The sequence below is a fragment of the Mycobacterium persicum genome (genome assembly GCF_002086675.1).
Classification (GTDB): Bacteria; Actinomycetota; Actinomycetes; order Mycobacteriales; family Mycobacteriaceae; genus Mycobacterium; species Mycobacterium persicum.
Window position 1 is genome coordinate 73,863 of record NZ_MVIF01000013.1, and the last position, 14,156, is coordinate 88,018.

The window sequence follows — 14,156 nt, forward strand, 5'->3', positions numbered from 1 at the left end:
GCGGATCCGAAACTGTACCGAGCCAGCCGTGGGTCGCATCAAAGCTGTTGCAATACAGACTTTTATGATTCGAGAGGAATTCTGACCACTGCGATTGATCAGTCGATCGCCCATCATCGGGAAGCGGGCCGACGCAGTCCGCACTCGCGGCATCGGAGGTGCCGTGTGGCAACGACGCACACGGCAGATCACGTTCGGCAACGATGCCAACCAACGTTTGCTATACGTAAAATGAGCGAACTTGAGTGACAATCCGGAGGATTGTGGGCAGTAGTGACGGGTTACGTCGGTAACGTCGCCCAGCGGCACCGAACGTAGCTTTTGGCAGGGCGACAAACCCGGTGGCGCACGGGTTGTCGCGCGCCCGCGTCTCGCGCGTATATAGGTGCGCGCGAGACGGTCTCGGCAGTAGACGTTCATCGGCTGATCCTGCGAGGCTGAGTCAATCGGCGAAGGGCCCCCACGCGTGCCGCTCGAGGGTGGCCGGTTTCTTGCCCAGCTTTCCGGCCCGCACCATGACGGCCAGGCTGTCCAGGATGACCCTGCTGCTCATCAGCGCGGTCTGCTCGGCCCAGTCGTAGGGCGGTGAGCACTCCACCACCTCGATGCCGTTCAGACCGGGTTCGGAGATCATCCGGATCAGGTTGAGGGCTTCCCGCGGCAGGAGCCCGCCGGGCTCGGGCCAGCCGGTGCCGGGCACGAACCCGGCATCGATGACGTCGATGTCGAACGACAGATACACCGCCTTGGCGTCCTTCCACGCCGTTTCGAGCGCGATCTCGGCGACCTTTTCGATCCCGACGCGTTCGACGTCTCCGACCGTGATGACGGTGCTACCGCGCTGGCGGCCCACCTGGACGCCGGCGCGCGGCGCCTGCCATCCACCGATGCCGATCTGCACCAGGTTGGTGGCGGGGGCGTTCTTGATGTTGGTGGCGTGGAACCACGGCGTGGTGTGCATCCGCTCGTCCAGATCGGTTTCCTGGGTGTCGACGTGCCGGTCGAAATGGATGATGCCCACGTTGCCGTCCAGGTAGGGGGCCAGGCCCCGCACCGTTGGGAAGCCGATCGAGTGGTCGCCACCGAGCACGACCGGGAACACACCGTTGGACACCACATGGGCCATGGCCTGGCTGATCTGGTCGAACGACTTCTCGATGTTGGCGGGAATGGTGACCACGTCGCCGATGTCGACGATGTTGAGCTGTTCTCGCAGGTCGACGCCCAATTCGTAGCAGTATGTGCCGAACAGGTTGGCCGAGCGGCGGATTCCCATCGGCCCGAATCGGGTGCCCGGGCGGTAGGTGGTGCCGGCATCCAGCGGTGCCCCGAAGACGGCCACCTCGGCGTCGGCGACGTCGTTCACGTCCTCGAGAAACGGCGCCTTGAGGAAGGTTCCGCGTTCCCCGGCGAAGTGGGGGAGTTCACCACGGGCATAGGTCGACAGCGTCCGGTCGTTGATCGTGGGGGCGGCTTGTAGGCCGTGGGCGATGCAGCGGTCTATTTCTTCGCGGTGGCGGCGGGTGGGCAACTCGGCTTCGGCCTGCTGAGCCCACAGGCCCTCCCGGTTCGGGATGTCGGCTTGGCCAGCGAACGGATTTGTCATCACGGTGTCCTCTCGTCCAGAAGCAACTCAAGGCGGGAGGACGCACCGGCGACCGCCAATAAGCGAAGGGCAAGTCCACTGGACCGTTCCGATATGCCGGCGCGCCACATTTCCCGCACTCACCGTCTTGTCGCTCTCCGGGTACGGCGAACTCGTCCGGGCGGCCCCCTCGGCGCGCCGCACTTCACCGTACCTACCCCGCCGGCCGCCGCGACGCACTTCACGCTGAAAGACAGCTGTGAATGCGGCTCCCGCGCGCAACACCGCGGCGCCCATGGCAGGATCGGAGGCCATGCGTCTGACGCCGCATGAGCAAGAGCGACTTCTGTTGTCCTACGCCGCCGAGCTGGCCCGCCGCCGTCGGGGCCGCGGTTTGCGCCTCAATCACCCCGAAGCCGTCGCCGTAATCACCGACCACATCCTGGAAGGCGCGCGGGACGGCCGCACCGTTGCCGAGCTGATGGCCAGCGGATGTGATGTGCTGGGCCGCGACGACGTGATGGAGGGAGTACCGGAGATGATCACAGATGTGCAAGTGGAAGCAACATTCCCGGACGGCACCAAGTTGGTCACCGTCCATCATCCAATCGCATGATTCCCGGCGAAATCCTTTACGGCACCGGCGACATCGACATCAACGCGGGCGCGCAGCAGCTGGAGATGCGGGTCATCAACACCGGTGACCGTCCGGTCCAGGTCGGCAGTCACGTCCACCTTCCACAGGCCAATGCGGCGCTGTCGTTCGATCGCGCGGCGGCCCAGGGCTACCGGTTGGACATTCCGGCGGCCACCGCGGTCCGCTTCGAGCCGGGCGTTTCCCGGACCGTCCAGCTGGTTCCGCTACGCGGGCGACGCGAGGTCCACGGGCTGACACTGGATCCCCCGGGAAGGCTCGACGCTTCATGATGCGGTTGACCCGGGAGCGCTACGCGCAGCTGTACGGTCCTACCACCGGTGACCGGATCAGACTGGCCGACACCGATCTACTGGTCGAAATCAGCGAAGACCGCTGCGGTGGGCCGGGACTGGCCGGTGACGAGGCAGTCTTCGGTGGCGGCAAGGTGTTGCGCGAGTCGATGGGTCAGGGGCGCGCGACCCGGGCCGACGGCGCGCCCGACACTGTCATCACCGGTGCAGTGATTATCGACTATTGGGGAATCATCAAGGCCGACATCGGGATTCGTGATGGCCGCGTCGTCGCGATCGGCAAGGCCGGTAATCCCGACACCATGTCGGGTGTGCATCCGGATCTGGTCGTCGGACCCTCCACCGAGGTCATCGGCGGCAACGGGCGCATTCTCACCGCCGGCGCCATCGACTGTCACGTACACTTGATCTGCCCGCAGCTGATACCCGTAGCGCTGGGCGCGGGCATCACGACCATCATCGGCGGCGGAACCGGCCCCGCCGAAGGCACCAAGGCCACCACCGTCACCCCCGGGGCATGGCATCTGGCCCGGATGCTGGAATCACTGGATTGCTGGCCGGTGAACTTTGCCCTGCTCGGCAAGGGAAACACCGTCAGCCACGAGGGGTTGTGGGAGCAATTGCGCGGCGGCGCGTCGGGTTTCAAATTGCACGAGGACTGGGGATCCACCCCCGCCGCCATCGACGCCTGCCTGAGGGTTGCCGACGCCGCCGGGGTGCAGGTGGCGCTGCACACCGACACCCTCAACGAGATGGGATTCGTCGAAAACACCATTGCCGCCATTGCCGGCCGTTCGATCCACACCTACCACACCGAGGGCGCCGGCGGCGGCCACGCACCCGACATCATGAAAGTGGCCGGACAGCCGAATGTGCTTCCCAGTTCCACCAATCCGACTCGTCCGCACACGGTGAACACGCTCGACGAGCATCTGGACATGCTGATGGTCTGCCATCACCTCAATCCCTCGGTACCCGAAGATCTGGCCTTCGCCGAAAGCCGGATCCGCCCGTCCACCATGGCCGCCGAAGATCTGCTGCACGACATGGGGGCAATCTCGATGATCGGCAGCGACTCCCAGGCCATGGGCCGCATCGGCGAGGTGATAATGCGCACCTGGCAGACCGCCCACGTGATGAAACGCCGTCGCGGCACACTGCCCGGTGACGGCCGGGCCGACAATAACCGGACACGCCGCTACGTCGCCAAATACACCATCTGCCCGGCCGTCGCACACGGCATGGACCACGAAATCGGCTCGATCGAGGTGGGCAAGCTCGCCGACCTGGTGCTCTGGGAGCCGGCATTTTTTGGGGTGCGCCCGGACCTGGTGCTCAAGGGCGGCGTGATCGCCTGGGCGGCCATGGGCGACGCCAACGCCTCGATACCCACGCCCCAGCCGGTGCTGCCGCGACCGATGTTCGGCGCCGCCCCGGCCACTGCGGCCGCCACTTCCGTGCACTTCGTCGCGCCGGCGTCCGTCGATGCGGGATTGGCCGGCCGGCTCGCAGTCAACCGCCGGCTGGTTCCGGTGGCCGATGTACGCACCGTGGGCAAGGCCGACTTGCCGCTCAACGACGCACTACCCACCATCGAGGTCGATCCCGACACCTTTACCGTGCGTATTGACGGTGAAGTCTGGCAGGAACAACCCGCCACCGAACTTCCCATGGCGCAACGATATTTCTTATTCTAGTAGCCTCTAGTGACCCTCCAGTGACCCTCCGATGACCTCGCTTGCGGTGCTGCTCGCTCTGGCCGACTCGCGGCTGCCCACCGGATCGCACGTGCACTCCGGAGGCATCGAAGAGGCCGTCACCAGCGGTCTGGTGACCGATCTGGCCACCCTGCAGGCGTTCCTGACACGACGGATCCGCAGCCACGGACTGGTCACGGCCTCGATCGCGGCGGCAGTGCACCGCGGCGAGCTGACACCCGCCGACGCCGACCACGAAACCGACGCCCGCACACCAGCTCCCGCGGCCAGGCAAGCTTCACGCAGCCAGGGCCGCGGCCTGACGCGGCTGGCCCGGACGGTGTGGCCCGAAGCCGACTGGGACGACCTCGGCCCGCGGCCACATCTGGCGGTAACCGCAGGACGCATCGGAGCCCTCAGCGGACTCACCCCGCAACACAACGCGCTGCACATCGTCTACACCACCATGACCGGCTCGGCCACCGCCGCCCAGCGACTACTAGCGCTGGACCCCACCGACGTCGCAGTGCTGACCTTCCGGCTGTCGCAATTGTGCGAACACACCGCCGCCGAGGCCACCGCCGGACTGGCCGACTTGTCCGATCCGCTGCTCGACATGCTGGCGCAACGCCATGCCGAACGCGAGCGACCTTTGTTCGCCTCCTGAAAGGTAAGCAGTGTCAACACATTCGCACTCACACGCCCAGAGCCACCGTCCACGACGGGTCCGTCAACCGGGGGAGCCGTTGCGCATCGGCATCGGCGGCCCGGTGGGCTCCGGCAAGACCGCGCTCGTGGCGGCGCTGTGCCGGCAGTTGCGCGACGAGTTGTCCCTGGCCGTGCTGACCAACGACATCTACACCACCGAGGACGCCGACTTCCTGCGCAAGCATGCGGTGCTGCCCGACGACCGGATTGCGGCCGTGCAGACCGGCGGGTGCCCGCACACCGCGATCCGCGACGACATCACCGCGAACCTCGATGCGATCGACGACTTGATCGCAGCGCACGACCCACTCGACCTGATCCTGGTCGAGTCCGGGGGCGACAACCTCACGGCTACCTTTTCTTCCGGCCTGGTGGATGTGCAGATCTTCGTCGTCGACGTGGCTGGCGGCGACAAAGTGCCGCGCAAGGGCGGACCGGGAGTCACCTACTCGGATCTGTTGGTAGTCAACAAGACTGACCTTGCCCCGCTGGTAGGCGCCGACTTGCAGGTGATGTCCCGCGACGCCGACGCGGTGCGCGACGGCCGGCCGACGGTGCTGCAGTCGTTGACCGAGGACCCGGCCGCCACCGCGGTGCTGGCCTGGGTTCGTGCCCAATTGGCAGTCGCTGATGCAATCTGAGGTCCTGCTGGTAGCAGCCCGGAACCGATTGCCGCGCATCCAATCCCGCGGTGGCATCACGGCTCGTTGCACCGCGCCCGACACCATATATCTGGTGTCGGCGGCGGCAAACCCGCTTGGTGGCGACATCGTCGACATCCGGGTGGTCGTCGAACAGGGCGCCCGGCTGCGGCTACGCAGCGCAGCCGGCACCGTGGCGTTGCCCGGTGTCGAAACACCGACATCCCAAGCCCATTGGGACATCGAGGTGACCGGAATCCTGGATGTGGACCTGGAGCCGACGGTCGTCGCCGCGGCGGCCCGACACCTGTCGACCGTTGCCCTGCGGCTGCACGACGGGTGCGAGCTCCGCTTCCGCGAACGGGTTCAGATCGGCAGATACGGTGAAAGTGAAGGGTTTTGGACAGGCTCGCTGCGCGCCGACCGGGATGGCCGCCCGATGCTGCGACACCGGGTGGAACTGGGCGCCGGATCGCTGGCCGATGACGTCATCTCGGCACCGCGGGCGACTATCAACGAACTACGTTATCCCGAAACGACATTGGCTTCCGACCTACCGGATACGTCGACGATCTTGACGTTGGCAGGTGGCGGGACACTGAGCACCTGGCAGGGTGCCCGGTTATCTGTCAGCTTGCCCGCCGAGCCGCCGGGCGGTGCGCCTCGGCCGCCAGTACCGCCAGCTGCTCGAGCCGGGTGCGCGCGAACGCCTGCTGTTCGGTGATGGTCAGCTGACCGCGCCGAGTGCTCAGGAAGGTCACAGTCCAGGACAGCAGCGTACTGACCTTGGTCTTGAACCCGACCAAGTAGACCAAGTGCAACACCAGCCAGGCGAACCAGGCAATCAGGCCGCTGAACTCCACCGGACCGATCTTGGCCACCGCGGAAAACCGCGACACTGTGGCCATGGACCCCTTGTCGAAGTACTGGAAGGGCTCACGCTGTGTCGGATCGGCCCCGGCGAGTTCGGCTTTGATTGTGCCGGCGGCGTACTTGGCGCCCTGGATGGCTCCCTGCGCCACCCCGGGCACGCCCTCGACCGCTGCCATGTCTCCGATGACGAACACGTTGGGGTGCCCGGGGATCGTCAGATCCGGCAGCACCTTGACCCGGCCGGCGCGGTCGAGTTCGACCGACGACTGCTCGGCGAGATCGTGACCCAGGGCACTGGCCGAGACACCGGCGGACCATACCTTGCACTGCGACTCGATGCGCCGGATGGTGCCGTCGGAGTCTTTGACGGTGATGCCGTTGCGGTCTACGTCGGTGACCATGGCACCCAACTGGATCTCCACGCCCATCTTTTCCAGCCGGGCGGCCGCGCGCTGACCGAGCTTTTCGCCGAATGGCGGCAGCACGGCAGGCGCGGCGTCGAGCAGGATCACTCGCGCCCTGGTCGAATCGATGTGCCGAAACGAGCCCTTCAATGTGTGGCTAGCCAATTCAGCGATCTGCCCGGCCATTTCGACACCGGTAGGGCCGGCGCCGATGACGGTGAAAGTCAGTAGCTTGGCCCGTCGTTCCGGATCACGGGACCGTTCGGCCTGTTCGAACGCGCTCAAGATCCGTCCCCGCACCTCGAGCGCGTCGTCGATGGATTTCATGCCCGGCGCGAACTCGGCGAAGTGGTCGTTGCCGAAGTAGGACTGCCCGGCCCCGGCGGCGACGATCAGGCTGTCGTACGGGGTTTCGTAGGTGTGGCCGAGCAGGTCAGACACGACGAACTGACCGGCCAGATCGATATGCGTGACGTCACCCAGCAGCACCTGCACGTTTCGCTGCCGGCGCAGCACGACCCGGGTGGGCGGCGCGATGTCGCCTTCGGACACGATGCCCGTCGCAACCTGGTAGAGCAGCGGCTGGAACAGGTGGTGCGTGGTACGGGCGATCAACTTGATGTCGACGTCGGCGCGCTTGAGCTTCTTTGCCGCGTTGAGGCCGCCGAATCCAGATCCGATGATCACGACTCGATGCCTACGACGTGTTTCAGCTGTCGGATCTGGCTGGGGGCTCATGCTCGGCTACTCCTGAGGGGTCTCCTTGACCGGCGAACGGCAGTTAGCTACTACCGTAGCCAAGCCGGGCGCTGAATACCCAGGTGCGAGCGTGTGTAATCAACCACACCGGCTAGAGCCCGAGCAGCGGGCGCAGCGTTTCGGCGGCTGTGGTGATCAGGCCGGGGCTGTATCCGTGCGCGGACAGGTTGATGATCAGACCGTCGACGCCGGCGTCGAGCACCTTTGGCTTGGACCTGTTCGGCGATCTGCGCCGGGCTGCCGATCACCATGCGTCGACTCGTCTCCGCCGGCAGCTGGTCCGGTTTGGCCTTCTCGTCGATCACCACGGTCAACATCACACTGGTCTCCAGCGTCGAGGGGTCTCGCCCGGCTTCCTCGCAGCGAGCCGCGACGGCGTCCATCTTGCGGGGCAATTCGTCGAGCGCCGCGATGATGTTGAGATGGTCGGCATTACGGGCGGCGATTGCGAAGGTCTTCTTTTCGCCGCCGCCGCCGATCAGGATCGGGATGCGGTCCCGGTAACGCGGCTCGGCCATGGCCGATTCGGTGGTGTACCACTTGCCCGAGACGGTGGGGCGCTCGCCTGTGATCATCGGGTCGAGAATCTGCAGCGCCTCCTCGAGCCGCTCGAATCGGTCGGTGAAGGTGCCGAACTCGAATCCGAGCTGGCGGTGTTCGAGTTCAAACCAGCCGGCACCGATGCCGAGAATCGCCCGGCCGGCACTGACCACGTCCAACGTGGTGATGATCTTGGCCAGTAAGGCCGGGTTGCGGTAGGTATTTCCGGTCACCAGGGTGCCCAGTTGCAGCCGCTCGGTCGCGGTGGCCAGGGCGCCCAGGGCGGTGTACGCCTCCAACATGGGCTGGTCGGGCGTCCCGAGCATGGGCAGCTGATAGAAGTGGTCCATCAGGAATAGCGAGTCATAGCCGGCAGCTTCGGCCTCGCGCGCTTGGGCGATGACTGATGGAAACAGCTTTTCGACGCCGGTGCCGTAGGAGAAGTTGGGGATCTGAAAGCCGAGCCTGATAGCCACGGCATCTACCGTAGCGATCGGCGTGGGTAACCCGACAGGGTCAGGCGAAGTGCGCCAGCGCGCCGTGGCTTACGTGCAGTGTCTGGCCGGTGATGTGGCGTGCCGCGGGGGTGGTCAGAAACAGCGCCAACCGGGCGATCTCGGCCGCAACCGGAGCGGGTGCGCGGGAAAGACCCTCGTACCCGGGCTGGACGCTGCGGCCGCACGCGACAGCGTTGACGGTGATGCCGCGGGTGCCGTAAACCTCGGCCTGCCCGGCGATCCAATTCGAGAGGGCGGCTTTGACCGCTGCGTCGGCGCTGCTTGCGGGCGGGTTTTCCGCCACCACGCCGATGATGGAACCACCGGAGCGCAGATGGTCACCCACACATTGCACCGTGAGTACCGCGGAGAGCACCGTCGCATCGAGCGCGTTGCGCCACGCGGCGGCGGTGTCCGACAGCGAGTAGGTCCGCGGATCACCGGCTTCCCAGGACGACGCGGGCACGTTGACGATGGTGTCGAGGTGATGGGGAAACAAGCTGCGGACCTCGGTCAGGCTCGCCGGGTTGGTGGTGTCGCAGGCAATGGCGTCCACCTCGAGTTCCTTGGCGACAACCTCCAGCTCGTCGCGCCGGGCGCCTACCAGCGTCAGTTTGTGACCGTCGTCGCGAAAACCCTCGGCAACTGTACGCCCCAGATCCGTGTCACCGCCGGTGACCAGCACCTCCACTGCCATGACCTCCTCGTGTTCACCATTGAACCCAGATCCTGGAAGTTCACCCGCCACAGGAGCCTTGCCTGGGATCTCGGCATGTATGGCCTCAATCCCGGTACATGTTACTGGACAGTAGCTATTCGGCGAAACTCCGCGCCGCTGCGACGCGCAGACGATTTTCATAACTGTTGCGGCCTGTTGGGGAGCGCTTTTGGCCGGCCGTGGGTGAGGGGCCCGGGCTGCTACGTTTGACCAATGCGCCGGATCGGGACGCGGGGCGGTTTGGTATCAAGGCTGCTGATCTGGGGGCTGGCCGGGAGCGTGGTGGCGTGTAGTCCACCCGCGCAACCGGCCCCGGGCTCGCGATCGATCGTGGTGTTCGCCGCGGCATCGCTGAAGTCGGCGTTCACTCAGATCGGTGAGCAGTTCCGGAAGGACAACCCCGGCGTTGGAGTCGACTTCGACTTCGCCGGTTCCTCCGAGCTGGCGATACAACTGACCCAGGGCGCGACCGCCGACGTCTTCGCGTCGGCAGACACCGCCCAGATGGACACCGTCGCCGGGGCCGGCCTGGTGGCCGCAGATCCGGCCAACTTTGCCTCCAACACGCTCGTCATCGTCACCGCGCCGGGAAATCCGAAGCGGATCGGATCATTCGCCGACCTGGCCGGGCCGGGACTCAGCGTGGTGATCTGCCAGCAGCCGGTGCCTTGTGGATCGGCTACCCGGCGCATCGAGGACGCCACCGGGATCCAGCTGCGGCCGGTCAGCGAAGAACTCAGCGTGACCGACGTTCTCAACAAGGTCGCGACCGGACAGGCCGATGCCGGGCTGGTCTATGTCACCGACGCAGTGAACGCCGGCGACAAAGTGGCGACGGTCAAGTTTCCCGAGGCCGGTGGCGCGGTGAATGTGTATCCCATCGCGGTGTTGAGAAATGCGCCCCAGCCTGAGCTGGCGCGGAAGTTCGTGGCCCTGGTAACGGCCGAGACAGGGCGGCAGATCCTGGATCGGTCGGGGTTTGCCAAGCCCTGACGAGCTGCTGTGCGCCGGCCCGCCGATCTGCCCCGCTGGGTTTACGTCCCCGCCGCCGCCGGGACGATCTTCGTGGTATTGCCACTGATTGCGATTGCCCTCAAGGTTGATTGGCCCAACTTCTGGTCGTTGATCGCCAGCACCTCCTCAAAGACAGCACTGGTCCTGAGCCTGAAGACCGCCGCGGCCAGCACGATGCTGTGCGTTCTGCTGGGAGTGCCGATGGCGCTGGTGCTGGCCCGCAGCCGGGCGCGGCTGGTGCGGTTGCTGCGGCCGCTGATCCTGCTGCCCCTCGTGCTGCCGCCGGTGGTGGGGGGCATCGCGCTGCTCTACGCGTTCGGCCGGCTCGGCCTGATCGGGCACTACCTGGAGGCGGCCGGCATCAAGATCGCGTTCAGCACGACGGCTGTGGTGCTGGCGCAGACCTTCGTCTCGCTGCCGTTCCTGGTGATATCCCTGGAGGGGGCGGCGCGCACAGCGGGAGCCGACTACGAGGTTGTCGCGGCTACCCTCGGAGCCCGGCCGAGCACGATCTGGTGGCGGGTCACCCTGCCACTGTTGCTGCCCGGCATGGTGTCCGGAGCCGTGCTGGCATTCGCCCGGTCGCTGGGGGAGTTCGGCGCAACCTTGACGTTTGCCGGTTCCCGGCAAGGAGTCACCCGCACCCTTCCGCTGGAGATCTACCTGCAGCGGGTCAACGAGCCGGACGCTGCGGTGGCGTTGTCACTTCTGCTCGTGGCGGTGGCAGCGCTGGTGGTCTTGGGCCTGGGTGCTCGAAGGTTGACCGGGACCGACGCTAGGTAGCTGCACTTTTGAACTCAGCCAAAATCGAGCAGGGCGTAGACCCCACGGAATCGCTTCGTTGGCGGGAAGCGCCACAATGCCGGATACAGGGTCTTAAAGAACAGACCCCTCCCTTGCGGCATCGGCACGTCGTGCACCGCCTTGAGTCCCGGCATGGTGTCCACCAGATCTGACAGTTGTTGCACCGAGAGGCTGAACGGCATTGGTGGCACCCGGTAGCGCTTGGAGGAGCGCATCCCTTTGGGTGCGATTTTCTTGACGACCGTCGGTGGCAGGTCGAAGAACATCTGTCCGCCGGCAAACCGCTTGGCGCACTGGGCGATTAGCTCCATTGCCTGGTGGGGCTGTAGGTACATCAGCAAGCCCTCGGCGGTGATGAATACGCCGTTGCTGCTGTCCACCTTGGCCATCCACGTGTAGTCCAGAGCGGACCGCGCGAGGCTGCGGATACGCCCAGAATGCGGCAACAAGCGCTGCCGAAGTTTGATCACCGGCTCCAAATCAACTGACAGCCAACGGAATTGAGCGTCGGGTAGTACGCTGCTAAGGCGCCAGAAACTGGTCTGGAAGCCTTCTGCAAGCGCAACGACGGTGGCCTTGGGGTGTTTGGTTAGGTATGCGATTGCACACCGATCGACGGCCAGTGAGCGCAACGCCATCTCTTGGCCTCTGCGCCCAAACATTTCGAAGTCGAAATCGATGGACTCGAGGAGTTTGATCGCCATCGGGTCGTCAATGATCGGGTCAGGCCGGGCGGCTTGGTAGGCCCTACCGTTGAGGGTCAGCAGCGCCGTTTCCGACACGCCGCTCAGCGTTCTGGCGTCCACTTTGGCGTTGTCCGACTGGCTCATCGCTTCAACCCTAATGGACCTAATGGAACACGTGGCGCCAGAATCTCCGCCGATCGTTGGGCCGATCCGCTAGTGATGCCCGTCGCGATATATACCCCTCCGGGTATACACTTGGGGACGAGTATGCGTTTTGGGCATACTGTGACCAAGGAGCATCCATGGCACGAGTCATCATTCTCGGCGCCGGCATCGCGGGGCATACCGCCGCCCTGCACCTACGCCGCTGGCTACCCCGCAAACACGAGATCGTCGTCGTTTCCCCGAACGCCGACTGGAACTGGATTCCGTCGAACATCTGGGTTGGTGTGGGCCGGATGGAACCGGCGAAGGTGCTGATTCCACTGAGACCGATTTACCGGCGCAAGGGCATCGCCTTCCATCAGGGGCTCGCGACAGCCATCCGTCCGGAGGGCACCGCAGAGCAGCCCTCGCCGTCGGTGGACTTCACCTACACCGACGACGAGCACCGCGGACAGACCGCCAACCTGACCTACGACTATCTGATCAACGCCACCGGCCCGCAGCTGAACTTCGCCGCCACCCCGGGCCTCGGTCCCGACGGATACTCCTACTCGGTGTGCACCGCCGACCACGCCGCTGAGGCCGCCAAGGCGCTCGACACGGTGATCGCGAAGCTGAAGGCCGGGGAGCAGCAGCGCCTGGTCATCGGTGTCGGACACGGCACCTGTACCTGCGAGGGCGCGGCGTTCGAGTACACCTTCAACGTCGAGCACCGGCTGCGGTCGGCCGGGGTCCGTGACCTGGCCGAGGTCGTCTACCTCACCAACGAGTACGAACTGGGCGACTTCGGTGTTGACGGCATGAGGTTCGTCGAGAAGGGCTTCATGCAGTCCAGCCGGCTGTGGACCGAGTCGCTGTTTCGCGAACGCGAGGTCAAGGCCATCACGCAGGCCCACGTGCACGAGGTGATGGACGGCAAGCTGCGTTACGAACAGCTCGACGGCAAGGTGCACCACCTGGAGTTCGACTTCGCGATGCTGCTGCCGCCGTTCAAAGGCGCAACTCTGGCCGCCTACGACAGGGGCGGCCGCGACATCACCGCTGCTCTCTTCGCGCCGTCGGGCTTCCTCAAGGTCGACGCCGACTACTCGGGCAAGCCGTACGATGAATGGTCGGCCGAGGACTGGCCGCACACCTACGAATCCGTCGCCTACCCCAATATTTTCGCGCCGGGCATCGCATTCGCGCCGCCACACCCGATTTCCCGGCCGCGAAAAAGTGTTACCGGCACGGTCATCACCCCCAGCCCGCCGCGCACCGGCATGCCGTCGGGCATTATGGCCAAGACTGTCGCCGAGACCATCCGCGACCGCATCACCAAGGGCTCCGCAGCTCCCGCCCACCGCGCCTCCATGGCGACCATGGGTGCCGCCTGCATCGCCTCGGCCGGCACCGGGTTTCGCGAGGGCTCGGCCGCCGCGATGACGATGTTCCCGGTGGTCCCCGACCCGGTGAGATACCCGCAGACCGGTCGCGACATCGCCGGGACGTCCGGTGAGCTCGGACTGGCCGGCCACTGGATCAAGGTCCTGCTGCACCATCTGTTCATCTATAAGGCCAAGGCCAGGCCGTTCTGGTGGCTGATTCCGGAATGACCGAGATGAAAGGCGTTCCCATGGGAAACGACAACGGTTACTCGGAAGTGGACGTCCGGACCGCCGAACGCATCGCCGATGCCCCGCTACCCACGGGTGCCAAGCTTCGGATGCGCCAGAACCTTCCCGTCCAGTTCTGGCGTTTCGCTCGCATCAACCTGAAGATGATGCGGATCATCTTCAGCAGGCACGACTGATCGCATTCGCACCGCTTGGCAGGCCCTGCTTCGTGCACGGCGTCACCTCGCAGGCCGTGAGGTAAAGAAAGTGCGGCATCGGATTGGCCGGTGTTCCGCTTTGCCGCGCCATCGCCGAGCACGACGAATTAGGCGGTGGTCAAAGGTATTTCATCACTCCAGGTAAACGCCTGCATGGCCTGACTGAACTCTGAAACGCACGGGGTATCGGCGATCGCGAATTACGAGTGCAACGTGATGACGAGACCTACGATCTTGGCCATGTCGGTAGAGGTTGGTCAGGTATTCGCCGGATACACAATCCTGCGGGAGCTGGGTACGGGTG

15 protein-coding genes and 1 riboswitch are annotated in these 14,156 nt (G+C 65.3%); of the genes, 10 read left to right on the forward strand and 5 right to left on the reverse strand.

Annotated elements, in window-relative coordinates; genetic code table 11:
* Positions 1–442 precede the first annotated feature (442 nt).
* Positions 443–1,606, reverse strand: a complete 1,164-nt coding sequence (locus tag BST40_RS06975) for an agmatinase family protein (RefSeq protein WP_083153843.1) — start codon at positions 1,604–1,606, stop codon at positions 443–445.
* 116 nt (positions 1,607–1,722) lie between these two features.
* A riboswitch (guanidine-III (ykkC-III) riboswitch) is annotated at positions 1,723–1,790 on the reverse strand.
* Between the two features lie 108 nt (positions 1,791–1,898).
* Between BST40_RS06975 and BST40_RS06980 the strand changes: the two genes are divergently transcribed.
* From BST40_RS06980 to BST40_RS07005, 6 genes are read left to right on the forward strand one after another with little or no spacing between them, the layout of a single operon-like run.
* The gene (locus BST40_RS06980) at positions 1,899–2,201 is read left to right on the forward strand and encodes an urease subunit gamma (RefSeq protein WP_075546633.1); all 303 of its coding nucleotides are present in this window, start codon (positions 1,899–1,901) and stop codon (positions 2,199–2,201) included.
* Positions 2,198–2,512 (forward strand): urease subunit beta, encoded by a 315-nt coding sequence (locus BST40_RS06985; protein ID WP_083153844.1) that lies wholly within the window; start codon positions 2,198–2,200, stop codon positions 2,510–2,512. Before BST40_RS06980 ends, BST40_RS06985 begins: the two co-directional genes overlap by 4 nt.
* Entirely contained in the window at positions 2,509–4,230 is a 1,722-nt protein-coding gene (locus BST40_RS06990) for an urease subunit alpha (RefSeq protein WP_075546590.1), read from the forward strand. The genes BST40_RS06985 and BST40_RS06990 overlap by 4 nt, the downstream gene beginning before the upstream one ends.
* 31 nt (positions 4,231–4,261) lie before the next feature.
* Positions 4,262–4,897 carry an urease accessory protein UreF gene (locus tag BST40_RS06995; protein ID WP_075546589.1) on the forward strand — a complete coding sequence of 212 codons (636 nt, stop codon included), beginning with the start codon at positions 4,262–4,264 and terminating at the stop codon, positions 4,895–4,897.
* Positions 4,898–4,907: 10 nt separating this feature from the next.
* Positions 4,908–5,579: an urease accessory protein UreG gene (gene ureG / locus BST40_RS07000; RefSeq protein ID WP_075546588.1), complete on the forward strand. Its 672-nt coding sequence runs from the start codon at positions 4,908–4,910 to the stop codon at positions 5,577–5,579.
* Entirely contained in the window at positions 5,569–6,303 is a 735-nt protein-coding gene (locus tag BST40_RS07005; protein ID WP_082275353.1) for an urease accessory protein UreD, read from the forward strand. Before ureG ends, BST40_RS07005 begins: the two co-directional genes overlap by 11 nt.
* Here BST40_RS07005 and BST40_RS07010 read toward each other — a convergent pair.
* From BST40_RS07010 to BST40_RS07020, 3 genes are read right to left on the reverse strand one after another with little or no spacing between them, the layout of a single operon-like run.
* Entirely contained in the window at positions 6,209–7,594 is a 1,386-nt protein-coding gene (locus BST40_RS07010) for an NAD(P)/FAD-dependent oxidoreductase (protein WP_083153846.1), read from the reverse strand. The two genes, BST40_RS07005 and BST40_RS07010, sit on opposite strands and share 95 nt — an antisense overlap.
* A 50-nt stretch (positions 7,595–7,644) precedes the next feature.
* Positions 7,645–8,631, reverse strand: a complete 987-nt coding sequence (locus tag BST40_RS07015; protein WP_241780219.1) for an LLM class F420-dependent oxidoreductase — start codon at positions 8,629–8,631, stop codon at positions 7,645–7,647.
* A 40-nt stretch (positions 8,632–8,671) separates the two neighbouring features.
* The gene (locus BST40_RS07020; RefSeq protein ID WP_075546585.1) at positions 8,672–9,349 is read right to left on the reverse strand and encodes an SDR family oxidoreductase; all 678 of its coding nucleotides are present in this window, start codon (positions 9,347–9,349) and stop codon (positions 8,672–8,674) included.
* A gap of 234 nt (positions 9,350–9,583) precedes the next feature.
* Here BST40_RS07020 and modA point away from each other — a divergent pair, with 234 nt between their 5' ends.
* On the forward strand, positions 9,584–10,363 hold the full coding sequence (gene modA, locus BST40_RS07025; protein WP_075546584.1) for a molybdate ABC transporter substrate-binding protein: 780 nt from the start codon (positions 9,584–9,586) through the stop codon (positions 10,361–10,363).
* Positions 10,364–10,372: 9 nt separating this feature from the next.
* On the forward strand, positions 10,373–11,167 hold the full coding sequence (locus BST40_RS07030) for an ABC transporter permease (RefSeq protein ID WP_075546583.1): 795 nt from the start codon (positions 10,373–10,375) through the stop codon (positions 11,165–11,167).
* 14 nt (positions 11,168–11,181) lie between these two features.
* On the opposite strand, the gene BST40_RS07035 is transcribed toward BST40_RS07030, so the two are convergent.
* Positions 11,182–12,018: a class I SAM-dependent methyltransferase gene (locus BST40_RS07035; RefSeq protein WP_075546582.1), complete on the reverse strand. Its 837-nt coding sequence runs from the start codon at positions 12,016–12,018 to the stop codon at positions 11,182–11,184.
* Positions 12,019–12,176: 158 nt separating this feature from the next.
* On the opposite strand from BST40_RS07035, the gene BST40_RS07040 reads away from it, so the two are divergent.
* Positions 12,177–13,634 (forward strand): NAD(P)/FAD-dependent oxidoreductase, encoded by a 1,458-nt coding sequence (locus BST40_RS07040; protein ID WP_083153847.1) that lies wholly within the window; start codon positions 12,177–12,179, stop codon positions 13,632–13,634.
* A complete protein-coding gene (locus tag BST40_RS07045) occupies positions 13,631–13,831 on the forward strand; it encodes a hypothetical protein (RefSeq protein WP_075546580.1) in 201 nt (66 codons plus the stop codon). The genes BST40_RS07040 and BST40_RS07045 overlap by 4 nt, the downstream gene beginning before the upstream one ends.
* Positions 13,832–14,156: the final 325 nt, after the last annotated feature.

Excerpts from the sequence above, each read along its gene's own strand:
- BST40_RS06975 (WP_083153843.1), bottom strand. The coding sequence starts at position 1,606 with ATGACAAATCCGTTCGCTGGCCAAGCCGACATCCCGAACCGGGAGGGC.
- BST40_RS06980 (WP_075546633.1), top strand. The coding sequence starts at position 1,899 with ATGCGTCTGACGCCGCATGAGCAAGAGCGACTTCTGTTGTCCTACGCC.
- BST40_RS06985 (WP_083153844.1), top strand. The coding sequence starts at position 2,198 with ATGATTCCCGGCGAAATCCTTTACGGCACCGGCGACATCGACATCAAC.
- BST40_RS06990 (WP_075546590.1), top strand. The coding sequence starts at position 2,509 with ATGATGCGGTTGACCCGGGAGCGCTACGCGCAGCTGTACGGTCCTACC.
- BST40_RS06995 (WP_075546589.1), top strand. The coding sequence starts at position 4,262 with ATGACCTCGCTTGCGGTGCTGCTCGCTCTGGCCGACTCGCGGCTGCCC.
- BST40_RS07005 (WP_082275353.1), top strand. The coding sequence starts at position 5,569 with ATGCAATCTGAGGTCCTGCTGGTAGCAGCCCGGAACCGATTGCCGCGC.
- BST40_RS07010 (WP_083153846.1), bottom strand. The coding sequence starts at position 7,594 with ATGAGCCCCCAGCCAGATCCGACAGCTGAAACACGTCGTAGGCATCGA.
- BST40_RS07020 (WP_075546585.1), bottom strand. The coding sequence starts at position 9,349 with ATGGCAGTGGAGGTGCTGGTCACCGGCGGTGACACGGATCTGGGGCGT.
- modA (WP_075546584.1), top strand. The coding sequence starts at position 9,584 with ATGCGCCGGATCGGGACGCGGGGCGGTTTGGTATCAAGGCTGCTGATC.
- BST40_RS07035 (WP_075546582.1), bottom strand. The coding sequence starts at position 12,018 with ATGAGCCAGTCGGACAACGCCAAAGTGGACGCCAGAACGCTGAGCGGC.
- BST40_RS07040 (WP_083153847.1), top strand. The coding sequence starts at position 12,177 with ATGGCACGAGTCATCATTCTCGGCGCCGGCATCGCGGGGCATACCGCC.
- BST40_RS07045 (WP_075546580.1), top strand. The coding sequence starts at position 13,631 with ATGACCGAGATGAAAGGCGTTCCCATGGGAAACGACAACGGTTACTCG.